Source organism: Arthrobacter sp. Y81 (assembly GCF_002929335.1).
Classification (GTDB): Bacteria; Actinomycetota; Actinomycetes; order Actinomycetales; family Micrococcaceae; genus Arthrobacter.
In genome coordinates this window covers 19,393-44,071 of the sequence record NZ_PJIL01000005.1, presented here as the reverse complement: position 1 = coordinate 44,071, position 24,679 = coordinate 19,393, and the positions used below count along the sequence as shown (strand labels likewise).

Here is a 24,679-nt window from a genome sequence, read left to right as displayed (position 1 = left end):
CCCGGTGGTTCCGCCGGGCGGGGGAGTACGACGGCGGCGCCCGGGTTGCGCCCGCCGCCCGCCTCAGGTGTACAGCCGCCTCAGGTGTACATCAGGGAGCCGGGCGTGGTGAGGAGCTCGCCGGTTTCCAGCCAGGTCTTCAGGCCGGAGAGGATCATCGGCCAGCCGCCGTAGAGCTGGTCGTTGGCGCCTTCGCGGAGCTGGTCGTGCGTGACGGTGAGGTGGCAGGAATCGTCGCCCACCGGCTCGATCTCCCACGTGATGCGTGACGTGCCTTCGGCCTTGACGTCCTCGCCCCACAGCGCCCGCATGGTCTGGACGAGCTTCCGGGGCGGGTCCACTTCGATGTTTTCGCCTTCGCCCAGGGGGTCCCCGCCGTTGGGTGCCATCTCGAACCGGGATCCGGGCGTCCAGTCCGAGCTGATGTTCATCCCGAACTGGTACTTGCTGCGGATCTCGCTGCCCGTGATGGCTTCCCAGAGCCGTTCCGGGGTGGTCTTGATATAGATTTCGAAGATCTTTTCCATGGGACTTTCCAATCGGGTTTTGAGGTCGCTGAGGGCAGCGGCCCATGGTTCGGCATATTTGCTGACCCAGCGGTCGTGGACCAGCCGGATGGGCACCGGATTCAGGAAGTGGAGTTTCTCGCGGCCCCGACGGCGGGTGACCACCAGGCCGGCTTCCTCCAGCAGCTTGAGGTGCTTCATAACGCCGTAGCGGGTCATGTCGAAGCGTGCCTCGAGCGCGTGGAGGGTCTGCCCGTCTTCCCTGAACAGTTCATCAAGGAGGTCACGGCGGGTGGGGTCGGCGAGGGCCTTGAATACGGCGTCCACAGCTCCAGAATAGGTGACCAATTGGTCACATGTCGAGGGTTTTCTTGGCCGTAACCGGCGGCTGAGTTCCACCGTCAACCGGAGAAGCACGGTATTTCATTGATGTGCCGGGGCGGCAGTGCGAAAATGATCGGAGCACCGTGAGTCCAACGCCCAAGATGGCGCCATTTGGGGATGACGCGTGACCTCCCGTGGAGGAATGAAAATGCTTCAGAGCCAGTGCCGGGGCCAGATCAACGTCGACGCGGGAGGGCCGCGGCCATGACCGTTCAGCCTCCGAAAAAGCGCCGCCTCCGTTTCTCGGACGTCAATGTCGTCCACCATCCCACGCTGAGGAAAGCGCTGGGCGGCACCATCGTCGGCAACACCATGGAGTGGTACGACGTCGGTGTGTTCGGTTATCTGATCACCACCATGGGTCCGGTGTTCCTGCCCGAAGCCGACAAAGCGGTGCAGAACCTGTTCCTGCTGGGAACCTTCGGCGCCACGTTTATCGCCCGCCCCTTGGGTGGCATCTTCTTCGGCTGGCTGGGGGACAAGATTGGCCGCCAGAAAGTGCTGGCCATGACCCTGATGCTCATGGCGGCGGCCACCTTCGCCGTCGGGCTGCTCCCGGGCTATTCCGTGCTGGGCATCTGGGCCGCGGTGCTGCTGGTGGTCACCAAGCTGGTCCAGGGCTTTTCCACCGGCGGCGAGTACGCGGGTGCAACCACCTTCGTTTGCGAGCATTCGCCGGACAGGCGCCGCGGCTTCTTCGCCAGCTTCCTCGACATGGGCAGCTACCTGGGATTTGCCATCGGCGCGGGCCTGGTCTCCGTGCTTCAGCTGACCCTGGGCCAGGAGCAGATGGAGGCGTGGGGCTGGCGCATCCCGTTCCTGGTTGCCGGTCCGTTAGGCATCATCGCCATCTACTTCCGGATGAAGATCGAGGAATCACCGGTGTTCCAGGCAACCCTGGAAGCGGAAGAGGAATCAGCCCGGCACCCCGAGACCGGCGAGCTGCTCGGAGCCATCGGCCCGGCAGGGATCTTCAGGACCTATTGGCGCAGGATCGTTCTGGCCATGATCCTCGTGGCGGCGGCCAACACGGTGGGCTACGCGCTCACGTCCTACATGCCCACATACCTGACCAGCAACAAAGGATACGACGAGATCCACGGGACGCTGCTGACCATCCCGGTCCTGGTGGTCATGTCACTGTGCATCCCGCTCACCGGTCATCTCTCGGACCGGATCGGGCGGCGCCCCGTGCTCTGGATCGGTGCCGTCAGTACCGTAGTGCTGTCGATCCCCGCCTTCCTGCTGATCTCGGTCGGAACCGTCCCGGCCACCCTCACGGGCCTTGCCCTGGTCGCCTTCCCGGTGACGTTCTACGTGGCGAATCTCGCCTCGGCGCTGCCGGCGCTGTTCCCCACGGCCCACCGCTACGGGGCCATGGGCATCGCCTACAACTTCGCCGTGGCGATCTTCGGCGGCACCACCCCCTTCATCATTGCCTCCCTCATCCAGGCGACAGGCAACGACATGATGCCCGCGTACTACCTGATGGCCACCTCGGCGATCGCCGCGGTCACCATTTACTTCCTGCCCGAATCCGCCCGGCGGCACCTGCCCGGGTCGATGCCCAGCGTGGACTCGGACGAAGCGGCCCGCGAACTGGTGGCGACGCAGGACGAGAACCCGCTGCTGGACATGGACACGCTGCCGTTCGACAGCAGCTACGAAACCGCGAGGGCGGCGCACGTGGGACACGCGGGGACGACGCCGGGCAGTTGACGGAAGCGGCCCTACTGGTTGTGTCTCGCCCACAACTGCAGCCACACGAGCAGGCGCGTTTCGGGATCGTCCAGGTCGATGCCGAAGAGGGCCTCCACCCGGGATAAGCGGTAGCGGACCGTGTTGACGTGCACGTCGAGGGACTTGGCGGCCTCGATCGCGTTGCCGCCGCAGCTCAGGTAGGCGTGGATGGTCTCTTCAAAGGATTTCTTATGGTGTTCGTCGTACTCGGCGATCCTGAGGGCGTGGGTTCCCGGCAGTTGACCGGACGCCGTCAGCGACGAGACGATCTGGCGCAGCTGCAGCCGTGAGCCGAGGGAGTCGTCGTCGGCCACCACGTCATCGGAGTCGGCGGGTATGCGGCCCTCGACGACGTTGCGAACCAGTTCGGACAGGACCAGTTCCGCGTTGACCCGGGACTCTGCAAGCCGGTCGATCGCGGCCGCCACGCCCAGGGCGGCCAGGACCGGGCGTGAAAGAAGCCGCCGCGCGTTCTGGACAATTTTGAGAATGGCGCCGCGCTGAAACTGCACGGACGCTTCTGTGCTCTGCGGCAGGACGATGTACACGATGCCGTCCGAGAGCCCACAGACGGCGGAGGGCAGCCGGATGGCGCAGGCGGTCCGGATGGTGTCGAAGAGCCTGAGGCGTGATTGCAGTGTTTCGGCGGCTATGGCGTCCGCCGGCCAGACGCTGAGGGCGGCCACACGGATCGAAGATGCCGATATTCCCAGCCGCATGGCGGCCAGCTCGGCGCGCTCCGGTTCGAACAGCAGCGGCCGGACCAGGTCCATCTGGCGGGTGAGATTCGAGACGTACGTTGTGCGCTTGTGCAGGATATGGAGCGCGGCAACGTTGGCAGCTTCACGCAGGATCCGGTGCGCGTCCTCGTTGTGGTGTTCGGCGCGTTCGAGCAGCCAGAGCGTTCCCAGCACGGCGCCGCCGGCCCGGATGGCGATGGCCGTGCGACGGAGCCGGGGGTCCTCCGTCGCCACATTCAGCGCATCGCTGGCGGCATGGACGCGCCGGTAGTCCTTGTCGGTCTGAACGGAATGCGGCACGTGCAGACGCAGGATCGAGCTCCGCCGCGTCTCGTCAATGGGCTGGTCCGGGAGGGTCGAATAAGCCAGGATCGTCTGGTCCGGATCGGCGATCGCAATGGCGCCCCCGGCCTGGGCCGCGACGATGTTGGCCAGGTCGAACAGGTCCCCGGGGCGGATGTCCACCAGGGTGCGGCCTGACTGCCGGTGCGGGACCACCGCCGCGTCCATGATCTCCGCCAGCTGGTTCCACGGAACCGAGTCGGAGGCACGGAAGAGGGCCATCCCCGTCTCCCTGGCGGCTGCGCGGAGGGCGGCATCCGGGTTGCCGTTGGACTTGTAAACTATTGCCACGTAGCCGGCGTCGTGGAGCTCCTGGACCTTCACGCGTAGACGCTTTCCGGACAGCGACAGGCCGATGGCCAGGGCAACAGCGCCGGGGAACGTGGCGGGCCGGGCCGTCGAGTCGTACAGCACGGAACCCGCCACAAGCTTCTGGTCATCGGCCGGCATTTCGACGAGGCTGACAATTTCCGATCCCGCCGAGCGCGCGACATCCGCCAGAGTGGGCAGACCGTGATTCTCCGCCGCGGGGAGACTCACGGTGCCGCCGCCTGCACGGTTTGGTAGGTGGTCCTAATGGAATGCCCCTAAATTTGTCGTTATCTCCATAGTGGCATGGGCTTCCCGTTCCTACGCTGAACGGTAACGCACGCACGAACTGGAAGGCCGCAATTGAAAATCAGCGAAGCCAGGCAGCTCATCCAGGTCAAAGCCCCCGTACTATCCCGACGGCGCCGTGTGCTGGCCAACGCTTTCAATGTGGAGGAATACCGAAAGTCGGCGCAGAGAGTCCTGCCGGCCGGGATTTTTGACTATCTCGACGGCGGCTCTGAAGACGAAGTGACGCTGCGCCGCAACCGCGCCGTCTTCGATTCCTGGGCGCTCATGCCCAGCTGGGGCCCGGTCTCCGGACCCGACACCCGCACGACGTTGCTCGGAAAAGACAGTGCCCTGCCCCTGACGTTGACGCCAACCGGGGCAACCCGCCTGTTCCATCCCGAGGGCGAGTTGGCCGTCGCGGCCGCCGCCGACCGGGCCCGCATCCCGTACGGGCTGGCCGGGCTGAGCACCGTGGCCATGGAAACCATTGCGGAAGGCCACCCGGCACTTGACCGCTGGTTCAACATCGGGCTCACCTCCGACGCCCAGGCGCTGAAGGACAAACTGGAGCGCTGCGAAGCCGCCGGATTCAGCACACTGATTGTCGGCGTCGATACGCGGGCGCTCGGCGCCAGGGAACGGGACCTGCACAACGGCTTCACCGCGCCTCCCGCGCTGACGCTTTCCACCATGGCGGACATTGCCCGGCGGCCTTCCTGGTGGATCAACTTCCTGAAGTCGGACGGAATCAGTTTTCCGAACCTGGATCCGCACAGTGCGGCGGCCACCTCCGTGGTCACCCCGTCGATGTGGCAGCACATCCTTGGCCACTCGGATGCGACCAGCGGATGGAAGGAACTGGAAGCCTTGCGGCAGGCGTGGCAGGGCAAGATCGTGCTCAAGGGCTGCGTCAACCCGGCCGACGTCGAAAAGGCCGCCCGGATCGGCCTGGATGCCGTCCAGCTCAGCAACCACGGCGGCCGCCAACTGGACCACATGCTGAGTCCGATGGACGTGCTGCAGGAATCCCGCGAGCGGGTGGGCGATTCGATGGAGATCTATGTGGACTCGGGAATCCGGCGGGGCAGCGACATCCTCAAGGCGCTGGCGCTGGGTGCCGACGCCTGCTCCATCGGCAGGGCCTACCTGTACGGATTGGTGGCTGCCGGGTCACCGGGTGTCGGGCGCATTATCGAGATCTTCGGGGACGAACTGCGGCGTACCATGACGTTAGTAGGCGTTTCCAGCATTTCCGAATTGAAGGCTCGAGGCGGGGAAATTCTCCGGGACATCCGCCGTTCCGGAGAAATCATCGAAACAACGGCGTCAGGCAACACGCACTAACGAGTTCTGAACATGCAGGCACACAGTGCCCTCCTCCCGCAGACTTGCGGGAACCTGTGAATCTCTGAACAGCTAAGGAAACCATGCGCACCCGATACCTACTTCCCGTCCTCACCATAGCCACGGCGCTCGCGCTCTCCGGCTGCGTCGACAACAGCCAACCGGCAGCCACCGGCGGCGCATCCGGCACCGCAGACGCCGTCGACGTGAAAAAGAATGACTCCATTGCCGCGATGCTTCCGGAGAAGATGAAGAACTCCGGCGTGCTCAACGTCGGCATGGCCAACAACTACCCGCCCAACGAGTTCAAGGACGACAACGGTGCGCCCGCAGGCTGGTCAGTGGACCTCACCAACGCCCTGGGCAAGGTCATGGGCTTGAAGGTCAATTTCGACATCGGCACTTTCGACAACATCCTTCCCGCCGTGCGCGCGGGGAAGGATGACATGGGCATGTCCTCCTTCACGGACACGCTGGAACGCGAAAAGCAGGTGGACTTCGTGAACTACTACTCCGCCGGGATCCAGTGGGCCGCCCCCAAGGGCAAGACCGTGGACCCCAACAACGCCTGCGGGCTCAAGGTGGCCGTCCAGGCAACCACGTATGAGGACACCCACGAAGTGCCCGCCAAGTCGAAGGCCTGCACCGACGCCGGCAAGCCGGCCATCACCATCTTCAAGTACGACGCCCAGGACCAGGCCACCAACGCCCTCGTTGTGGGCCAGGTGGACGCCATGAGCGCCGATTCGCCCGTGACCCTCTATGCGATCTCCAAGACGAAGGACAAGCTGCAGACCGCCGGCGACGCCTTCGAAGTGGCGCCGTACGGGATCCCCGTGGCCCAGGGCAGCGAATTTACGCCGGTCCTCCAGAAAGCCCTCCAGTCGCTGATCGACGACGGTACCTACACCAAGATCCTGTCCAAGTGGGGAGTGGAAGCCGGCGGAGTGAAGACGGCGGACCTCAACGTCGCAGCCAAGGGGTGATACACCATGAGCGAGCCGGAATCCGGCCGGATGATTGAGGCGGAACCCGGCAGGAAACCGGGTCCCAGCAGGAGGCCGCGGGCCGGGCAAGGTCCGGACACGGACGGCCCGCCGCCGGAAGCGATCGTGGCCATCCCGTTGCGCCACCCGTGGCGGAACGTGGTGGCGGTTCTCCTCATCATCGGCTTGGCGGTCTTTGTGCTGGATGCCGCCCAGCGCCCGGACTACGGCTGGGCGGACGTGGGCAAGTACATCTTCGACCGCCGGATCAGCCAGGCTGCGTGGGTGACGCTGTGGCTGACCATCTACGCGATGATCGGCGCGATCGTGATCGGACTGCTGCTGGCCATCATGCGCCTTTCGCCCAACCCTGTGCTGAAGAGCATCGCCTGGCTGTATATCTGGATTTTCCGGGGAACCCCGGTCTACGTGCAGCTGGTTTTCTGGGGCATCGTGGCGCTCATCTATCCCGTGTTTACGCTGGGCATCCCGTTCATGGACCCGTGGGTCACAATCCCGAATGAGGTCTTCACCAACCTCTTCATCACCGCGGTGATCGGGTTGGCCCTCAACGAGGCCGCCTACATGTCCGAGATCGTTCGGGCCGGGCTGCTGTCAGTGGACGAGGGGCAAGCGGAGGCGTCGACGGCGCTGGCGATGTCCTGGGGGCAGACCATGCGTTACGTGGTGGTTCCGCAGGCGATGAAGATTATCATTCCGCCTACCGGCAATGAGGTGATCTCGATGCTCAAAACCACCTCGCTGGTGGCGGCGATCCCGTTGAGCGTTGACCTCTACGGGGTGTCCCGTGGTATTTCCGCGGTGACGTTCACGCCGGTGCCGCTGCTGATAGTGGCGTCCCTCTGGTACCTGCTCTTCACCTCCGTGCTGATGGTGGGCCAGCACTTCATTGAAAAGCGGTTCTCGCGCGGGACCGGACGGGCCAAGGCAGGCAAGGAAGGCACGACGGCGGAACCGACGGCGGTTTCCGGCGGCCCCGGTGTTCCCGGTGGGCCGGGCGTTCCCGGTGGGCCGCTCGGCAATGAGTTTGGAGGAAAAGGATGACGGACGCGCCGATGGTGCTCGCGGAGCGGGTCTCCAAGAATTTCGGTACCAACAAGGTCCTTCGCGGAATTAACCTCAAGGTCAACCCTGGGGAGGTTCTCTGCATGGTGGGGCCCAGTGGTTCGGGCAAATCCACGTTCCTGCGCTGCATCAACCACCTGGAACGGGTTGACGGCGGCCGGCTCTCGGTGGACGGCCAGCTGGTTGGCTACCGCCAAAAAGGGGACAAGCTCTACGAACTGAAGCTGAAGGAAGCAGCGTTCCAACGCCAGGAAATCGGGATGGTGTTCCAGCGGTTCAACCTGTTTCCGCACCTGACCGCGGTGGAGAACATCATCCTGGCCCCCATGCGGGTGAAGGGAATTTCCAAGGCCAAAGCCACCGCCCGGGCCAGGGAACTGCTGGAGCGCGTGGGCCTGGGGGACAAGGGAGATGCCTACCCGGCGCACCTGTCCGGCGGGCAGCAGCAGCGCGTGGCCATCGCCCGCGCCCTGGCCATGGACCCGAAGCTGATGCTCTTCGACGAGCCCACCAGCGCGCTGGACCCGGAACTCGTGGGCGAGGTGCTCGATGTCATGAAGGAACTGGCCAAGAGCGGCATGACCATGATCGTGGTGACCCACGAGATGGGGTTCGCACGTGAGGTGGCGGACACCCTGGTTTTCATGGATGAAGGCGTGGTGGTGGAGGCCGGGCCTCCCCGGCAGGTCCTCAGCGATCCGCAGCACGAACGGACCAAGGCATTCCTTTCCAAGGTCCTCTGACGCCTGCTCAGAGTGCCGTCGGCTGCCCGGCCACCGGCGTCACCCGGATCCGGGCAATGCGGAGCCGGTCCATCGCGAGGACCGTCAGCACATGGCCGCCCACCTCCACCCGGTCACCGATGACGGGCAGGCGGCCCAGACGGGAGATGACGAAGCCGGCCACTGTCTCGTAGCGGCCCTCCGGCAGCGTGATGCCGGAGGCTGCCGCGAATTCCTGCAGGATCAGGCCGCCGTCCACGTCGATGGATCCGTTGGCCACGGTGACGCGGTCCTCGTGGTCGGCCCCGGTGTCGTATTCGTCGTAAATTTCGCCGACGAGTTCCTCCACGAGGTCTTCCAGCGTGACGATGCCGTCCGTGCCGCCGTATTCGTCCACCACCAGCGCTATGTGGTGGCCCAGCCTGCGCATCCGGGACAGCGAGGGCAGCACCCTGTTCGTCCCCGGCAGCGGGAGGATCTCACGGACAATGTCCTTCACCATTCCCTGGTCCTGATGTTCATCCCGGGGCATCAGGTCGCGGATATGGACGAATCCCAGGACGTCGTCCGGGGTCCTGCCAATCACGGGAAAACGCGAATACGGGCCGTCCCGGACCATGCCGCGTGCGTCGGCGATACTCATGATGCCGTCGATGAATGTCACCTCGGTGCGCGGGCGCATGACCTCCTGCAGGGTGCGGTCCCCGGCGCCAAACACGTCGGTCAGGATGCGCCGGCTGCTTTCTTCCAGGAGGTCGCTTTCCGCCACCATGTCCCAGAGTTCCTCGGAGCTGATGCCCTCCCGTTTGGCGTGCGGATCACGGCCAAAGAGCTTGACCACGGCGTCGGTGGAAACGGACAGCAGCCAGATGACGGGCCGCATGATTTCGGAGAGGACGACCAGCGGCGGGGCCAGGACCTTCGTGAAGCCCACAGCGCTCTGCATGGCCAGCCTCTTGGGCACCAGCTCACCGAGCACCAGGGAAAGGTAGGCCACCAGCAGCGTCATGCCGATAAACGCCACCGGTTGAGCCGCGGGACCGAACCCCATGCCTTCCAGGATGGGTTCGATGTCGGGGGATATGGTGGACGCGCCATAGGCGGCTGAGAAGAAGCCGGACAGTGTCACACCGATCTGGACGGTGGAGAGGAAGCGGTTGGGATTCCGGGCCAAGGCTGCAGCCCTGGCCCCGCGTTTCCCCGCCTTTTCAATCCGGCGCACCTGGCTTTCCCGGAGGGACACCAGCGCCATTTCGGTGCCGCCAAAGACGCCTCCCAGCAGCACGAAGAAGAGAACCAAAGCGAAGTTGACCAACGTGCCGCTGTCCATGACCTGACACTACCGAATCGGCGCCATTAACTGGATCGCACCCGTCACGTCGCGAGCGTCAGCAGTTTCCCATCCGTCACGGCCCGGCGGGACAGCGTTTTGTAGCCTTCCTGTTCGAACAGCACCGTGATCGTGTCCTCCTCATGCCGCATCACCAGGCCCGGCCCCCATTCCTTGTGGGTAACGGCGGCCTGGAGCGGAAAAGGGTCACCGCCGGCGGCGGCCGCGGCGTCGTCGTCGTAATCCTCCTCGTAGGCGGAGCCGTCGGTGCAGGTATCGCAGTTGCCGCAGGGCTCGGGGAGGTCCTCGCCGAAGTAGCCGAGCAGGAACTGGCGCCGGCAGGCGTCGGTCTCGGCGTAGCCGCGCATCATCTCGATGCGGGAGCGGTCCACCCGCTGGCGTGCTTCTGCGTGTTCGACGGCGCGTTCCACCACCGCGGGCAGCTTGGCTCCCGCTTCGAGCCGGATGCCGCGCTTTCCGGCCTTGACGGCTCGGGTTTCCTGCAGCTGGTTCAGCAGTCCGGTGAGCCTGCGCGGGGAGAAGCCGGTCTGCTCGGCGAGCGCCTTCTGCTTGACCGGCCCGACGGCGGCGCGCAGCACCTGGAGGACGGCCAGGAGCGATTCCTCGTCCGGGGTGTGGGTGCCGAAGAACTTGCGCAGCCCGAGGTCCTCGGACCGGTAGTGGAGGACGGCGGCGGCAGGTTCGCCGTCGCGCCCGGAGCGGCCGATCTCCTGGTAGTAGCTGTCCAGCGAATCGGGGATGTCGGCGTGGATGACGAAGCGGACGTTGGGTTTGTTGATGCCCATGCCGAAGGCGGTGGTGGCCACCACCACGTCGAGGTGGTCGTCGAGGAACTGCTGGTGGACGCGGTCCCGCTCGCCCTGCTTCCGGCCGGCGTGGTACGCCTCGGCGCGCAGGCCCAGGGCGGTGAGCTCGGCGGCGTAGGCCTCGGTGTCCTTGCGGGTGGCGGCGTACAGCAGCCCGGGACCCCTGAATGCGGCCACCTGCTTGGTCACGGTGCGGCGTTTGTCCTTGTCTTTGTGGTGGCGGACCACCTCCAGCCGGATGTTGGGCCGGTCGAAGCCGTGCACCAAGACCAGCGGGTCCAACATGTTCAGGCGCTGCTGGATTTCGTCGCGCACCGGGGGAGAGGCGGTGGCGGTAAGTCCGACGACAGGCGGGTTGCCCAGCTGTGCGCGGACCTCGCCGAGGCGCAGGTAGTCGGGCCGGAAGTCGTGGCCCCAGGAGGAGACGCAGTGTGCCTCGTCCACCACGAACAGCGAGACGTCCAGGGCCGCGAGCCGTTCCACGGTCTCGGTCCTGGCCAGCTGCTCGGGGGCCAGGAACACGAAGACGGCGTCGCCTCGCTCGGCGGCTTCCCAAGCACCGTTCACTTCGGAATCGCTGCGGCCGGAGTTGATGGCGACGGCGGCCTCCCCGCCGAGCGTCTCCAGCAGGCCGTCCAGCTGGTCCTCCTGCAGAGCGATCAGCGGGGAGACCACGACGGCGGGACCGCGCCTTGCGCTGCCCGGCCCGCTGGAGTCCGGGGCGGCTTGGTCCTGGTTTCGGTGAAGGTGCAGCGCGGCCATCTGGTAGATGGCCGACTTGCCGTAGCCGGTGGGCATCACGGCAAGGACATCCCGGCCGGCGACGAGGGCGCGCATCCCGGCGAGCTGGCCGGCGCGAAGCTGGGGTAGTCCGAACGTTTCCGCCGCGAGCTGGCGGAGGCCGGCGTCGGGGTCCTGGGTACTGGCGGCATCCGTGGGGACTGCGGGGGCTGGTGCCTCGGTCATGTGGCAGCTCCGTGGTGGTGCGATCCGGTGGCCGGGTGTCATCAGCCGAGGGGTTCAGCATACGCGCTTGCGGTTTTTGAGCGGCACCCGAGGCGTCAGCACTATTTCCGTAGCCGTGAATCGGTTCCATAATGTCCCCATAAGCTTGGGGACCCTCGCGCCGGTGATGGCTGGCTGGGCGTGGCTGGGTCCCAGTTGGCGGCCCCGTTGCTTGGCGGAACGGGCGGCCACGCGGCTACGGGACAGTTTCGGAGCCGCCACAACCGGGGGAGACCACCGCCATCAACGCGAGACCAAGGCACAAAGGAACTCATCATGCTCACGGATTCAGACATCATGGCCGTCCTTCCCGCGAAGGACATCAAGAGGGCGAAGGATTTCTACCGGGACAAGCTGGGGCTGGAACCTTCCGAGTCCGCGGAGGAGGACAGCCTGATCTACCGGGGCGGCCACGGAACGACCTTCCTCGTTTATCAGACGGAGAATGCAGGGACGGCGAAGAACACCCAGATGGGCTGGGCCACGGATGACCTCGAACGCGAAGTGGAGGAGCTGCGGGGCCGCGGCGTCGTTTTTGAAGAGTACGACATGCCCGGGCTGAAGACGGAGAACGGCATTGCCACGAGCGAATGGGGGAAGGCCGCCTGGTTCCTGGACAGCGAAGGGAACATCCTCAACATCTCCCAGCGCGCGTAGGACGACGCCGGCGCTCGCCGCTGCGGGCGCCTCGGCCTTACGTCGATGATTCCGGGGCGCCCTCAACACGGAAGTGCCACAGTGCAGCGTCCAGGTCCCCGGCGCGCCACCCTCGTGAGTCTGCAGCAGCGCGGATCACGGCCGACATGTTGGCGTAAGAGGTGCCCTCGATACCGGCGGCCTCCGCCACTCTCCGTATCCGCACATCAATAGCATCCCCCGTAGCGAGTCCACTGAGACTGTCGATGTAGTCCAGTGTCTTGGGGCTCACGTGACGTACTCCAGCGAGGGCCTCACGAAAAACCGGCCTCGTTGCCGGGTCAGTGAGTGTGGCCCGGAGTTCCTCTACGGTTTCGATGCCCTGATCCTCAAACACACATGTTAAGTCGTCTATCTGGGCAAGACGGCCCGGCGATGGCCAGTCGATGACCTCCGAGAGGGTTCCCGTCGCAAGACGTTTCCGGAACCCACTGGTGGTTTTCGCGTCCGGCCATGCGACAACCAGAGCGTCAACGCGCGGCTTCACGGTGGCCGCGTAATTCTGCCGTCGCTGCAAGGAAGCATCGACAATAATCGCTCCGATGGAAGCCCAACCACGGCTGACCTGAGCCGAGGCGTCGATGCCGTGGGAATCCATGAAGGCCAGGAGTTTGGCGGTGTCGCCGTCGATAGTCATGAATGAATACTTTCACGCGAACACGGCTGCGTCGGCGGGCGCCTCATCCGCTGACCATGCGCTCGCAGGTGCGGGGCATGGAGCTGACCGCGATCATGAAGAACAGGGCGCTGGCGAGGTGGGCCGGCGGAGAGGTTCGGCGCCGTCGTCGGCGGCATCGTCGACGGATTGTGACGTCGGAAAGAATCCACGATCCGACGTGAGCAGGCGCGCGCCGGTCAGTCGGATGCTGTGAAGACGTCGATGCCGGCTGCGATGGCGACTTCTCGGTAGGCGTTTGCCAGGTCAGCGAGGTTCGCGTGCTTGTTCAACCCGCTCGGGTTGGGGACCACCCAGACGGGGGCGCCGCCGAGAAGATCCGGCTGACGCCCGACCCTCGCCAGCGGCCGGGCGAAGGCAGTCCGGTAGGCGGTGATTCCCAGTACTGCCACCACTGCCGGCGCGATGCGTCCGACGCGCTCTGACAGGGCATCGGCTCCAGCGATAAGTTGTTCTGCGGTGAGTTCGTCCGCGCGTGCCGACGCTCCGGCAGCGAGTGAGGTGATGCCGAGGCCACGCTCACGCAGATGTTCGAGGTCTTCGGGATGGAAGCCCGCGGAAGCATCTATCCGCCGATCGACGATGCCCGCCCGGTAGAGCGCAGGATAGAAGCGGTTGCTCCCGCCGCCGCCGAAATGTGCCTGCACTGCAACGGCGCGCGGGCCGGGATTAATGCCTACGAACAGAAGCCGCGTGTGGTCCGCGAGCAGGTCCGGCAGGCTCCCGCCGCGGAACGAATCAAGCGCAGACCGAGTAAACCGCACCTTTCCAGCCTAGGACCCGCGCCATCCAGAAGCGAAGCGGGGCCGGTCCGTCCGAACGCCAGCGCCCTACTTCGCGAGGGTCAGCAGCTTTGCCCTCCGTCACGGCCATCGCTGCGGCCGGAGTTAATGGCGACGCCGGCCTCCCGACCCGAGGCTGTTACTGTGAACCATCTCAGACCAATGGGGGACGGCATGCAGCTATCTTTTGCCACGGTCCTTACCGCGGCCCTCGCGGCACTATCAACAGCTCCCGTGCCCTCGACAGGAACATCCATGTCGGCCTCGGCTACAGCAAGCCCTCCTCCGAACTCCCGCGGAGGGTACTAACAACCGGATTGCCGTCCGCACAATTCTGCGAAGCCGGGGAGACCTATCTCGCGAAATTCTCTGGCCTACCTCGAGTGCAGCCCCCGAAGGGAGCAGCCACGGCCACGGCGCCGACGGCCAGAATGTGCGCGTACATGGTAGTCATTGGCGACCTCTCGGCGCCGGCTGCCACTCTCGGAGTCATGGGCTGGTCAGGCGGCAGCGATGAGATCCCCCTGATGAAGCGGATATTGGACGCTCTGAACTCAATCCTCGCTGCCGTGGACTGAAGCTGAGTTTCATCCGAGAGAGCGGAGGAACGCCACCGAGTCCTCGGCGACCCGCTCCGGGCACTCCCACAGGACCACGTGCGCCACGTCGGGGTACACCTTCAGCACTGCACCGGGGATCCGGGCGGCCAGGGTTTCCTGGTCGCTGCGTGTCAGCAGGTTGTCTTGGGCGCCCCAGAGGATCAGCGTGGGCGCGTGGATGGTTCCCGATTCCGTGGGCGGCGTAGCCGTGATCAGGCCGTTGAGGATGGCTTTCCACGCGTAGGCAGGCATCCTGAGGCCGTCGCGCACGCGGTCCTCGATGAACCATCCGGGAACCTCGTGCAGCATGGGAAACCAGGTCAGGGACTCCCGTACCCAGTCCGCGTCGAGCGGGTCGGTCAGGCCGTCCACTTCGTCGGCGAAGGCGGGCCGGCCCTGCAGGCTCAGGGGCGAGCCCACCAGCACCATCGCCGCAACCCGCCCGGGGTGGGAAACGGCCAGCTGCTGGGCGACGTAGCCACCACTTGAGGAGCCAACAACAAAAACGTTCGGCACGTTGAGGGTGTCCAGGATCGCAGCGGCATCCTCGGCCTGTTCCGGCAGCGAATAGCCGTCCTCCGGTTTGTCTGCCTCACCCTGCCCGCGAAGGTCCGGGGCGTAGATCCTGTAGCCGGTCAGCAGAGGGAGGAGGCGGTCAAAGCTCCCGCGGGATTCACCCCATGCATGCAGCAGCAATACCGGCTTCGCACTGGCGTCGCCCTGGACTAGGCACGGCACCGTGATCCCGGTGCGGAGCCTGACGTCCCGGACTTCGGATTCCATAGCCTCAGGGTACGCCGCAGCGGCTGCCCGGATCGCGGTCCCGTGGGACGGCGGCGCAGCCCGCCGCCGTCGGGCCAGTAATTCTTCCGGACCTCATGGCACACAGTAGCCGTGACGCTACTTTGCGTCCGGTTGCCCCGGCCGCCGGTGTCTGTGGTGCAGCTCGTAGCTGTCGAACACATCGGAAGAGGTTGTTCCGGAGTGGCCGAATTTGCCGCGAAGGACTTCCGCGAGTCCGTCCAGCGCCGCGTGGAGCATCCGTCCGGCGAACTGGAGTTCAGGGCTCTCGCTGCGCTGGGCCTCGGACGCCAGCTCCTGGGCGTAGGCCACCGTGGCCGGCAAGGAGCCGCGCTGCTCGACTTCACGGAAGTAATACGTTTCATGGAACGCAAGCAGGTCGATGCTCACCGAAGCCACGTTTCCGGCCATTGACTCCAGCAGCCCGGCAGCATGCCTGGGATCCAGGGACAAGACACCCGCCGGTCCGGCAGCCTCCCTGAAGAGGTTCAGCTGGTGGGCAAGGGCCCGGCGGCGGTTCAGGGCCGGGTAGGTCTGCAGGATCCAGGTGACCGTAGCTGTCAGCAGGCCGAAACCGGTGACGGCCTGGAGGGCCACCACCAGCCTGAGCAGCGGATGCGCCGGCACGATTTCGCCGAACCCCACCGTGGAAAGAGTGACAAGGGAGATGTAGAGCGCTTCGGCGAAGTCGCTCCGCTGCGGGATCCCGGGCCCGTGAACAAAACCGTCCGGCAGGTGGGGCAGATAGAGCAGGGCCCAGCCGATGGCCGCCAATCCTGCCCAGGCGCCAATGACGGCGGCCATGGCCAACGGTGCCGCGATGAAGGAGCCCCGGCCCCGCAGTTTTCTCGACACCAGCCAGAATCCGCGCATGATGGCCCGGCCCACAGGACCGGAACCGTGCGGATATAGGAGCGTACGGAAGACGTCAACAAGCATCAGCAGAACCAGCCCGGCCCCCAAAACCGTCCAGAGCGTGTCCTCGAAGTCCATGCCTCATCTTACGGGCGGCACTGGTTGGAACCGGCGACGGACATCACGGGACAGGCTGCCGACGCCAGGTTGCTCGGCGCCTGCTTGCTCAGAAAGGCAGCGCCACCAGCGCAATCAGGGGAGGGACGGTCGCGCCGAGGGTGCCGGGAATGCTGTCGCCCTTCCGTGGGTAGTGGCCCAGCCAGTCCGCGAGTCCCATGGTGGCGCCGCTGAGCACCATATTGGCGCAGCAGTAGACCACCAGGGTGTAGCCCACAACCACGTAGCCCGTGTTCACCGCCACCACCCCGGCGATGTTCCCCAGCCCGATCAGGAGGTTGCGGAACCCGGTGGGGATGGCCCACATCATCACGGCGGGAACGTTCTGCGCGGGTGTGCTGAGGAATTTCTGCGCTGCCGGGTGCCGCAGGAAGAAGCTTTCCAGCGGGAACACCACGATGTAGATCAGTGCGGCAAGCACCGCGAAGAGCTGCGATACGGCGTTCATGAGGGAAGAGTACGACGGCGGCGCGCGCCCCTGCGATCCCCTCACCGGGGGTTTCTGGAAACCCACTCAATCCCCGGTTTGGGGGATTGCGGTCCGGCCGTCCGGCCGGATACTGGAGGTATGTGGGAGGAGCGCGCTGAGCGTGCCCGGCGCGAGATTGCCGACCTTGCCGCGGGCGGCCTGGACCTGGCTGAGCTCTATGCTGCGGCGCTGGCCGTGGTGCGGCATGCGGTCCCGTTCGATCAGGGCTGCTGGGCAGGGGTGGACCCGGACACGCTGGGGATGACGTCCGTGACCAACTGGAGGCCGTGGCCGGTGACGGACGAATATGCCGCCCGCTTCGCCGAGTCCGAGTACACCGGTGCCGAACCCAACACGTTCAGGGAGCTGCTGCGGCGGCCGCGGCCCGTGGCGCGGATTTCTGACGCCCCGCACCGGGACGTGGTCCACAGCGTCCGGATTAACGACCTGCTGGTTCCCCTTGGGTTGCATCATGAGCTGCGCGCGGCGTTCCGGGTGGACGAGGCGTGCTGGGGTGTGGGCAGTATCTTCCGGGAGGGCGGCCAGGACTTCTCGGACCGTGAGGTGGAATTCCTGGACGCCGTCACCGCCACGCTGGCAGCTGCCACCCGGATCGCAGTGCGGGTGCAGCGCGGGCCACGCCCGGCTGCCGGTGGCCCGGTGATCGTTATCGCCGGGATCCACAGTGAACTGCGGGCAGCCACCCCCGCCGCAGTCCTGTGGTTGGCCGAGTTGGAGTATGCGGCGCCGGGCGGTTTCACCATGACGCTGCACTCCGTGGTGGCGCAGGCCCACGCCTCTGTTTCAGGCACTGCCCGAGCCAGAATGCGCGACGCCGGCGGCAACTGGGTGGTGCTGCAGGCCAGCCGCCTTATTACGGGCGACGACCCCGAGCAGATGGTGGTCACCGTGGAGCCTGCCACGTCGCACGACATGGTCAGCCTCCTGCTTGCCGCCTACGGGGTCTCCGCCCGGGAGCGGGATGTCTGTCTGGAGGTCCTGTCCGGGAATCCGACGGCGGACATCGCCCGGAAGCTGTTCATTTCCCCGCATACGGTGCACGACCATCTGAAGGCGCTTTACGGAAAAGTGGGCGTGGGCAGCCGGGGTGAGCTGGTGGCCAAGCTGCTGGTTTGAAGCTGGCCAAGCACCCACCGGAATCATCCTGACGAGATCTGCCGCTTGACCTGCTCAAGCTCATCTTGGAGCAGGTCAACGGTGGCCCGGTATTTTTCGAAGTCCGCCGTTCGGCGCCTAGCCGCGGCGTAACTGATGCTGGCGGCAAGAATGGCGATCGGGAACGCCACCAGCAGGGCCCAGCCGGACGCGGCAAGGAAATCCAGCGCGACGGGAAGTGCCTGCTTGAATGCCAGGAACTCGTTCACCCCGCCGACCACTCCGTTCAGAGCGGAGTCTAGGGGCTCCAGAAATTGCCCCACAACAGGCGTCCCGGAAAACGACGGAACGCTCAGCGGCGGTTCTTCCCCGGTGGACCAGCGCGAGTCATTGAAATGGTTCAGGACGTAGATTCCGGCACCCGCGTTGAGGGCCGCGAAGAGCAGGACGGAACCAAGGGCAGTCCAATGAAGCCGGCGCGGACGCCAGACGCCGGCCACCAGCGCGAAGGCGGCGGCGGCAACCCAAGAAAAGATGCGGAGTTCGTCGCGGCTCATGCCGCCCAGTAGATCCAATGAATTCCCCGCCCTGAAAGTTTGCGTCAATGCTTATTCCGGTCCCAAGCGAGCCTATCCCAGTCGCTTCCGGGCATTCCGCGGCAGTTACTGGCGAAGGCTGCTGAAGCCGGCCCACGGATCTCACCAGTGTCGAGGGATCGAAACGAGCCACCGGTGCGTCCGTCTTACGCACACGATGCGTGGCAGGTATGCATTGAATTCACTGTGTGACAGGCACCCTCAAGACTGGCTCAAGACTCAATCAACGTTGTGCAAGGTTCAACGCAGTTTGCGTTTCCCCCAGCGCCGGAGAAATACGCTTCTCATTAGCGAGATTTCGGCTTAAGCAAAAGGCCCGGCTATTTGCCGGGTCTTTTTTAATGGGGGAAAGAATGTCGAACTACGAGACCCTTTGGGGGTCACAGCCCGCGGGCGCGGGACCGGGCCAGAGGCCGCCTAAGAAGCCACGCGCTTCCACCTTCATTGTCGGGGGCATAACCGCGCTGTTCGTGATCCTGGGGGCGTTGAGTGGCGGTCTTGGGGGTGCGCTGGTCTTCCTGGTCATCTCGGCCGGCCTCACCGGCGTCTATGTCCTGGCGACCGGACGCCGCTCGTGGGCCTGGCTTCCGGCCAAGCGGAAGGCGGGCGCCGTCGCCCTTGCCGTCTCCTTTGCCCTGCTTATCGCGGGCGGCCTGACGATACCGCGCACTGCGACGGCGGATCTGGAACCCGCCTCGTCGGAGGGCACTTCGCCTGCCTCCGCTCAAGCGAGCGCGACTGCCAATGCCACGCCGACGCCGTCGTCCGCCCCAACCGCGCAGGAGACGGGCGCCCCGCTGGATCCGGACAGCCCCTACCTCTTGGCGCAGGGGGCCAGTGCTACGGCTCCGAAGACGCAGCCGGCCTTCGCCACCAAGGCCGTGGACCTGCTGGCCACCCTTCCCATCAAGGGCCGGGCACCGAAGACGGGATATGACCGCGCGCTGTTCGGGCAGGCGTGGGCGGACGTTGACCGTAACGGTTGCGACACCCGGAATGACATCCTCAAACGCGACCTTGCGGCTATCAAATACACCAACAGTGTGCCCTGCAAGGTGCAGTCCGGCACGCTGGCTGACCCCTACACGGGCACTAGCATCAACTTCCTGCGGGGGACTGCGACCAGCAGCGCCGTCCAGATCGACCATGTGGTTGCCCTCAGCGACGCCTGGCAGAAGGGCGCGCAGCAGCTGACCACGGAACAGCGGACAGCCTTCGCCAATGACCCCCTGAACCTCCAGTCGACAGACGGCCCGACCAACATGAAAAAGGGCGACGGCGACGCCGCCACCTGGCTGCCGCCGAACAAGGGCTTCCGGTGCGAATATGTCGCCCGGCAGATTTCGGTGAAGGCGACGTACAGCCTGTGGGTCATCCAGGCGGAGCACGACGCCATGGCCAGGATCCTGGCCGACTGCTCCGGCCAGCTCGCACCGACAAACGAGCAGGCGCCCGCCGCTGCGGCACCGGCGCCAGCTCCCGCTGCCGTTCAGCCCGCACCTGTGGTGGCCGCGCCCGCCCCGGCAGCACCCGCTCCGGCTGTCGTTGCGCCGGCCCCTGTTGCTCCCGCACCTGCAGTGCAGGTTCCCGTTGCGCCGGCACCGGCAGCTGCTTACTACGCCAACTGCACGGCGGCGAAGGCCGCAGGTGCCGCGCCGCTATACGCGGGGTCAGCAGGTTACCGTGCCGCGCTTGACCGCGACCACGACGGCGTTGCCTGCGAAAGCTAGACCGATTCCATCACTCAACACTTTCAAAAACTTTCCAAGGGGGAAAAATGAAAAAGACTCTGACATTAGTTGTGCTGGCCGGCCTCATGCTGACCGGATGTGGCGGCAAGCAGGAGGCCGCGCCGACAGCATCAACGACGGCTGTTGCAGAGGTTACTGATACCGTCACGGTTCCAGGTGTGATGAGCCTGACGCTGGATAAAGCCGAGGATCAACTGAAAGATCTCGGGCTTGAGGTCGAGGCTGAGGACACCGTGGACGGTAAGTCGATCATGGTGAAGAAGAACTGGCAGGTGACGTCCCAGGACTCCGCCGAAGGTGCCCGAGTGGCAAAGGGTTCCACCGTGAAACTCGGCGTCAAGAGCCTTGACAAGATCGCGGCGGAAAAGGCCGCCGCGGACAAAGCTGCGGCTGAAAAAGCTGCTGCGGACAAGGCTGCGGCTGACAAAGCGGCGGCAGATAAAGCTGCTTCGGACAAGGCTGCAGCGGATGCGGCTGCTGCTGCCGCGAAGGCGGCCGCCGAACAAGCGGCGGCGCAGCAGGCCGTCCCGCAGACTCCAGTGCAACAGGCTGCCCCGGCGCCGGTTGCTCCCGCCGCCTCCTACGCCAACTGTGCCGCAGTAAAGGCCGCAGGAGCAGCGCCGCTGTACGCCGGGCAGCCTGGCTACAGCACCAGCCTTGACCGAGATCGCGACGGCGTTGCCTGCGAGAACTAGTCGCAAAGATGCCGTGGAGACCTTTCGCAAGGTCTTCACGGCATCTTTGTTTGTACGGACCTAGGGGCACGCCGGAATAGTGAAGCTAGTGCACTGTCTCCCGTGGCCGTGGCTCTGGTTCGCGTTCTTTGGGACTCAGTATCGAATCAGAACCCAGGGCAAGCAGTCCTGAAAGTAGTGCTGCGAACAAGATTGACGCAAATGCCATAGATGATGAAACACCCATGAGGTACGTGGCAACCGTAAGGCTGAGGGGGCTGGAGACTGTTTCAAGAAACTGGACGGCCGTCATGGTCTTGCCCAGGTCTGAGGAGGGAATCTGTTGGTGGATAAGTGACGTGCGTCCGACAGTCCAGGCAATGCCTCCGGTGCACACGATAAAGAGGGCACTGGCAACAGCGATCCAGGACGGGACGAAGAAGAGCAGGGACCCCCCGGCCATCAGCCACGAGGAACGTTGCATGAGGATGTTTGGACGCCAACTGGAAAACAGGCCGGACAGGATTGATCCGCAAAACAGACCTGCTGCCGCGGCCGCGCCGACAATTCCCACTTCGGTAGTTGAACCACCCAGATTGACTGACGCCTGGAAAATGGCCAGCGTCGACAGAGGCGCAGACAGGAAGCCAATCAGAACAACTGTCCCAGCAAAGCGCCACCAACCGTTGAGTTGTGAGAGTCTCCCGTACCCCGCAGAAAGTTCGCGAATAAAGCCTGGTCGGTCGGGCGGACTACTTGGACGGTCCGGCCACGGCAGGAAGTTCATTATCAACGCAATCACGGTGAATGAAACAGCGTCCACGGCCAACAACCACCAGGGGCCCCAGACAGCACTTAAAGCTCCACCGATAGCTGGCCCCACGATGGAAGCCGAAGTCCATGCCGTGGAGACGGATGCATTGAACTTGGCTGTGCCCTCGCCGTACATTTTCGGGATGGCAACGAAGGTTGCAGTTCGCGCGAACATGTCAAGGCTGCCACGAAGGAAGGCGCCGAGCACCAGAACCCAAAAGGGAGTATGCCAGGGGCCGATCAGCACCGCCATGGCTGCCACAACCAGCGCTTGACCCCAATATCCAATGTGGGTCATGGCACGCGGCGACATACGATCGGCCAGTCCACCAATCAGCACTCCGGGGAAGGCTTTTGGCAGTTGTGACGCGACGGCCACGATGGACATCTGGGCCAGGCTGCCGCTCGTTTGAAGCACGATGAGCGGTAGGGCGATGTTGTAAGCACCCCCGCCAAGCGAATTGACCCACATTCCTGTCAGGTGCAGGCGTCGCTGCCATGGCTTTGCTGGAGACAATTTATCTTCCTTGGGCTGCGCGGAGAATGGTTGCAAGGTCGCTCTGTTTTTCGACTGAGATCAGGAGCCACTGCATGGTGGGAGCCTGCCAAAAGCTGATGTCCCATGTGCGGGCAATGGCCATGTGGAAGAGACTCGTACAGCAGGGAATCAAGACTCGCCACTTTCCGGGAAGAACAAGTGCGAGGGGCAGCGCGATCAGCTCGAGGAAAGGAATGGCGCGGGTTAGAACTCGAACCGGCCGGACAAACCTCTCTTGTGCAAACGGATGGCTATCGGATGCCCTCATATGCGAGTGATAGATGTGGTTGGCATCGCCGCGCCGGACCCAGGCGTCTGAGCCGTGGATAAGCTTGGACAGGCCAGCCTGCGTATAGGGCAAGTACAGAGCTACCCGCGACACCGCAATCGGCAGGTCGGCGAGCCCGGTGTCGGTCGTTCCTGAGCGGGGCCACTGACTTGTAGCCAGGACTGCTTCGATAAACGTGTCGTAGGGCCACCTGCCTGGAAGCGACTGGGCCGCCACGGCACGGGTTCCAAGAAATACTCCCAGCGCTCCCCGCCGTAGCCAGGAAAATCGCTTTGCATTAGAGCCCTTGCACAGTTCGCTGACAGCGGCTGCTCCCAGCAGCAGACCGGTTGCCATGCGTTGCGTCTTCCACGCTGTGCAGGAATCGGGATTGTGATCCGAACTCAACGGCGCCGGCTCGAGGGCAGCTCTGAAGTCCTGGACGGCAGCCGGGCCGGGCCTCAGCGTAAGAGTCAGGGCGGCGACGATCCACACTCCCGCAGCCCGGACCTGGCGAGGACTGACTTGCTTAAAGCGCATTGGCTGGAACATAGGCGTACACGACTTCCCTTTCCTGAGGCTTTCCCCTCACCGTCGTCTCCACCCAGATTTCCATTTTGGACAGTGGAACGTTGGGTAGGTTTGCAGGGGCTCGGACCTCGTCAAATGGCCTCCACCGATCGCTGCGCAGCCGCCGGAGTATCCTCTGGCACAGGACCTGTTTCGGCTGGTCATCATCAGCCATGAAAATGTGCGCGAAAACCGCCCCGGCCCGGAAGAACTGGATCGGAATGCAGTTCGCGGGCCCGCACGCTACGACCGTTCCGTCTGACAAGTGGAATTCAACAGCGAAACGCGAGAGGCGGTCGTCGAACTTCGCATTGAACATGTTGTTTGATGCGATGGGCCAGAAGTTTCTGTTGGCAACGGTCGAAGCGAGCGAGGCGACAGTGAAGGCGCCGGCCAGTACGACGAGTGCCTTGCTGCTGGTTACGTCAGGCGCACGCAGCACAGTGAATATTCCTGGCGAAATCTTCAAATTCTGAAGACAGTTCCAGCGAGTCAAAGACCAGCCTTCGCCCATCCAGTTGCGTCGAGCCGGTGAGTAGATAGCGGAACACTTCCATGGCAGCAATGGACGCCACGATGGAGTTGAGGGGTCCAAAGCTGGGTGCCTGGTAGGCCGAGTTGAGATTTGTCGTAGTGAGGGAGGCTTTGGAGTTCGTCCGCCCGTCGTTGTCTGTTGCCGCGCACAGCAGGCATGGGGTATCGCCCGGCCTGACGACCGGCCCCACCACTCCTCGTGTGTCTTGGTAGCCGGCGCAGGTAAAGGGGGTTCCGGAGATAATGGATGCTTCGTTGGACCACTCGAGCACTTCCTGCGGAGTATCGGCGGAAACAACCACGAAGTCTGAGTCGTGAAAGATTGGCAGGAGGTCTTCCACGCCGGAGATCATTGACGTGATTTCAATGGCGTTGACTTCGGGAGCTCGAAGCGAAAGATTCTCTGCAGCCGCTTTGATCTTCGATTTGCCGATGTCCTGGGCGGTGAAGAGATACTGCCGGGTGAGGTTGCTTTTCTCGACGGTATCTCCGTCCACGAGCACGATGGAACCGACCCCGGCGGTCGCGAGCTGCATGGCCACGTTGGTCCCGATGCCGCCGATGCCGATGAGGGCAACCGTTCGGGCGCGGAACAAGTCGCTTGCTCCCGGACCTGTGCCGTGAGCAAGCGCGAAGTACAGATCATGCCGGCTGTATTGGCCTGAAAGGTCGATCCTGTAGGGCACCAGAATTTCGGCTTCGATGAGCTCCTCGATGATTTGCTCGTCGTAGCTTTCACCAAGCAGTAGTTGGGCCTCGTTGCCCAGTTCATCGAGTGTTCGTGGTTGTGAAGCGAATCCGAGTAGTTCTGCCAGCCCGGGGGGCGCGTCTTCAATTTCGATGGCATTGGGGGGCGCCAGGCCGATTTGTACGGCCGTATCTGTTGTTACAACGGGGAGCGACTGCTTAAGGGAGTAGGTCGTGGCTACCAATTTTGCCTCCAATTAGGAGTGGGGACCACGCTGTGCGTGGTCCCCACTATTTCGTCTTTGTTCAGTTGAACACGAAGTTCAGCTTGGAACGGCGCTTGGCCAGTCGCTTGAGCTTAAGCACTTTGAATCACTCCTTTTGGTTTATCAATTCGTTGGACGGATTGAATCTATAGCACCTGTCATGCACTTGACAAGCTTGTTGACAAAAATTCTTTGAACG

Annotated in this window: 24 protein-coding genes; 10 read left to right on the top strand and 14 right to left on the bottom strand. The window is 64.3% G+C overall.

What is annotated here, in order from left to right; all coding sequences use genetic code 11:
• Nucleotides 1-80 precede the first annotated feature (80 nt).
• Entirely contained in the window at nt 81-833 is a 753-nt protein-coding gene (locus CXQ91_RS08480) for a metalloregulator ArsR/SmtB family transcription factor (protein WP_104173488.1), read from the bottom strand.
• A 261-nt stretch (nt 834-1,094) separates the two neighbouring features.
• On the opposite strand from CXQ91_RS08480, the gene CXQ91_RS08475 reads away from it, so the two are divergent.
• Entirely contained in the window at nt 1,095-2,609 is a 1,515-nt protein-coding gene (locus CXQ91_RS08475; protein ID WP_181038826.1) for an MFS transporter, read from the top strand.
• A gap of 11 nt (nt 2,610-2,620) precedes the next feature.
• Here CXQ91_RS08475 and CXQ91_RS08470 read toward each other — a convergent pair whose 3' ends face one another.
• Nucleotides 2,621-4,252, bottom strand: a complete 1,632-nt coding sequence (locus CXQ91_RS08470; protein ID WP_146072311.1) for a CdaR family transcriptional regulator — start codon at nt 4,250-4,252, stop codon at nt 2,621-2,623.
• Between the two features lie 132 nt (nt 4,253-4,384).
• Here CXQ91_RS08470 and CXQ91_RS08465 point away from each other — a divergent pair, with 132 nt between their 5' ends.
• From CXQ91_RS08465 to CXQ91_RS08450, 4 genes are all read left to right on the top strand, one after another.
• On the top strand, nt 4,385-5,656 hold the full coding sequence (locus CXQ91_RS08465; protein WP_104173485.1) for an alpha-hydroxy acid oxidase: 1,272 nt from the start codon (nt 4,385-4,387) through the stop codon (nt 5,654-5,656).
• 83 nt (nt 5,657-5,739) lie between these two features.
• Complete coding sequence (locus CXQ91_RS08460) at nt 5,740-6,642, top strand: ABC transporter substrate-binding protein (protein WP_104173484.1); 903 nt, start codon at nt 5,740-5,742, stop codon at nt 6,640-6,642.
• Nucleotides 6,643-6,648: 6 nt separating this feature from the next.
• Nucleotides 6,649-7,707 (top strand): amino acid ABC transporter permease, encoded by a 1,059-nt coding sequence (locus CXQ91_RS08455; protein ID WP_104173483.1) that lies wholly within the window; start codon nt 6,649-6,651, stop codon nt 7,705-7,707.
• Nucleotides 7,704-8,471, top strand: a complete 768-nt coding sequence (locus tag CXQ91_RS08450; protein ID WP_104173482.1) for an amino acid ABC transporter ATP-binding protein — start codon at nt 7,704-7,706, stop codon at nt 8,469-8,471. The genes CXQ91_RS08455 and CXQ91_RS08450 overlap by 4 nt, the downstream gene beginning before the upstream one ends.
• Nucleotides 8,472-8,478: 7 nt before the next feature.
• On the opposite strand, the gene CXQ91_RS08445 is transcribed toward CXQ91_RS08450, so the two are convergent.
• The gene (locus tag CXQ91_RS08445) at nt 8,479-9,780 is read right to left on the bottom strand and encodes a hemolysin family protein (protein ID WP_104173481.1); all 1,302 of its coding nucleotides are present in this window, start codon (nt 9,778-9,780) and stop codon (nt 8,479-8,481) included.
• Between the two features lie 44 nt (nt 9,781-9,824).
• Complete coding sequence (locus CXQ91_RS08440) at nt 9,825-11,573, bottom strand: ATP-dependent DNA helicase RecQ (protein WP_104173480.1); 1,749 nt, start codon at nt 11,571-11,573, stop codon at nt 9,825-9,827.
• A gap of 315 nt (nt 11,574-11,888) precedes the next feature.
• Here CXQ91_RS08440 and CXQ91_RS08435 point away from each other — a divergent pair, with 315 nt between their 5' ends.
• A complete protein-coding gene (locus CXQ91_RS08435) occupies nt 11,889-12,269 on the top strand; it encodes a VOC family protein (protein WP_104173479.1) in 381 nt (126 codons plus the stop codon).
• A gap of 37 nt (nt 12,270-12,306) precedes the next feature.
• On the opposite strand, the gene CXQ91_RS08430 is transcribed toward CXQ91_RS08435, so the two are convergent.
• Nucleotides 12,307-12,945, bottom strand: coding sequence for a hypothetical protein (locus tag CXQ91_RS08430; protein ID WP_104173478.1), 639 nt, complete (start codon nt 12,943-12,945; stop codon nt 12,307-12,309).
• Between the two features lie 218 nt (nt 12,946-13,163).
• Nucleotides 13,164-13,748 carry a mismatch-specific DNA-glycosylase gene (locus tag CXQ91_RS08425; RefSeq protein WP_104173477.1) on the bottom strand — a complete coding sequence of 195 codons (585 nt, stop codon included), beginning with the start codon at nt 13,746-13,748 and terminating at the stop codon, nt 13,164-13,166.
• Between the two features lie 461 nt (nt 13,749-14,209).
• Between CXQ91_RS08425 and CXQ91_RS25240 the strand changes: the two genes are divergently transcribed.
• Nucleotides 14,210-14,344 (top strand): hypothetical protein, encoded by a 135-nt coding sequence (locus CXQ91_RS25240; protein ID WP_258073889.1) that lies wholly within the window; start codon nt 14,210-14,212, stop codon nt 14,342-14,344.
• A 9-nt stretch (nt 14,345-14,353) separates the two neighbouring features.
• Here CXQ91_RS25240 and CXQ91_RS08420 read toward each other — a convergent pair whose 3' ends face one another.
• The 3 genes from CXQ91_RS08420 to CXQ91_RS08410 all read right to left on the bottom strand — a co-directional run bounded on the left by CXQ91_RS08420 (nt 14,354) and on the right by CXQ91_RS08410 (nt 16,646).
• Nucleotides 14,354-15,148: an alpha/beta fold hydrolase gene (locus CXQ91_RS08420; protein WP_104173476.1), complete on the bottom strand. Its 795-nt coding sequence runs from the start codon at nt 15,146-15,148 to the stop codon at nt 14,354-14,356.
• Between the two features lie 117 nt (nt 15,149-15,265).
• Nucleotides 15,266-16,159: a potassium channel family protein gene (locus tag CXQ91_RS08415; RefSeq protein WP_104173475.1), complete on the bottom strand. Its 894-nt coding sequence runs from the start codon at nt 16,157-16,159 to the stop codon at nt 15,266-15,268.
• 88 nt (nt 16,160-16,247) lie between these two features.
• Nucleotides 16,248-16,646 (bottom strand): DUF1304 domain-containing protein, encoded by a 399-nt coding sequence (locus CXQ91_RS08410; protein ID WP_104173668.1) that lies wholly within the window; start codon nt 16,644-16,646, stop codon nt 16,248-16,250.
• Between the two features lie 120 nt (nt 16,647-16,766).
• Here CXQ91_RS08410 and CXQ91_RS08405 point away from each other — a divergent pair, with 120 nt between their 5' ends.
• Nucleotides 16,767-17,804 (top strand): helix-turn-helix transcriptional regulator, encoded by a 1,038-nt coding sequence (locus CXQ91_RS08405; RefSeq protein ID WP_104173474.1) that lies wholly within the window; start codon nt 16,767-16,769, stop codon nt 17,802-17,804.
• 23 nt (nt 17,805-17,827) lie between these two features.
• Here the strand turns inward: CXQ91_RS08405 and CXQ91_RS08400 are convergent, their stop codons facing one another.
• Nucleotides 17,828-18,340: a hypothetical protein gene (locus tag CXQ91_RS08400; protein WP_258073888.1), complete on the bottom strand. Its 513-nt coding sequence runs from the start codon at nt 18,338-18,340 to the stop codon at nt 17,828-17,830.
• A 392-nt stretch (nt 18,341-18,732) separates the two neighbouring features.
• On the opposite strand from CXQ91_RS08400, the gene CXQ91_RS08395 reads away from it, so the two are divergent.
• Together CXQ91_RS08395 and CXQ91_RS08390 are read left to right on the top strand one after the other, a co-directional pair.
• Nucleotides 18,733-20,109: a DUF1524 domain-containing protein gene (locus tag CXQ91_RS08395; RefSeq protein ID WP_104173472.1), complete on the top strand. Its 1,377-nt coding sequence runs from the start codon at nt 18,733-18,735 to the stop codon at nt 20,107-20,109.
• Nucleotides 20,110-20,156: 47 nt separating this feature from the next.
• Nucleotides 20,157-20,825, top strand: coding sequence for an excalibur calcium-binding domain-containing protein (locus CXQ91_RS08390; protein ID WP_104173471.1), 669 nt, complete (start codon nt 20,157-20,159; stop codon nt 20,823-20,825).
• An 85-nt stretch (nt 20,826-20,910) separates the two neighbouring features.
• Here the strand turns inward: CXQ91_RS08390 and CXQ91_RS08385 are convergent, their stop codons facing one another.
• The 4 genes from CXQ91_RS08385 to CXQ91_RS08370 form a co-directional block, all read right to left on the bottom strand.
• Nucleotides 20,911-22,134 carry an MFS transporter gene (locus tag CXQ91_RS08385; protein ID WP_104173470.1) on the bottom strand — a complete coding sequence of 408 codons (1,224 nt, stop codon included), beginning with the start codon at nt 22,132-22,134 and terminating at the stop codon, nt 20,911-20,913.
• A 1-nt stretch (nt 22,135) separates the two neighbouring features.
• Nucleotides 22,136-22,780 (bottom strand): hypothetical protein, encoded by a 645-nt coding sequence (locus CXQ91_RS08380; RefSeq protein WP_258073887.1) that lies wholly within the window; start codon nt 22,778-22,780, stop codon nt 22,136-22,138.
• A gap of 172 nt (nt 22,781-22,952) precedes the next feature.
• Nucleotides 22,953-23,435: a hypothetical protein gene (locus tag CXQ91_RS08375; RefSeq protein WP_104173468.1), complete on the bottom strand. Its 483-nt coding sequence runs from the start codon at nt 23,433-23,435 to the stop codon at nt 22,953-22,955.
• The gene (locus CXQ91_RS08370; protein ID WP_104173467.1) at nt 23,419-24,459 is read right to left on the bottom strand and encodes a TOMM precursor leader peptide-binding protein; all 1,041 of its coding nucleotides are present in this window, start codon (nt 24,457-24,459) and stop codon (nt 23,419-23,421) included. The genes CXQ91_RS08375 and CXQ91_RS08370 overlap by 17 nt, the downstream gene beginning before the upstream one ends.
• Between the last annotated feature and the right edge of the window lie 220 nt (nt 24,460-24,679).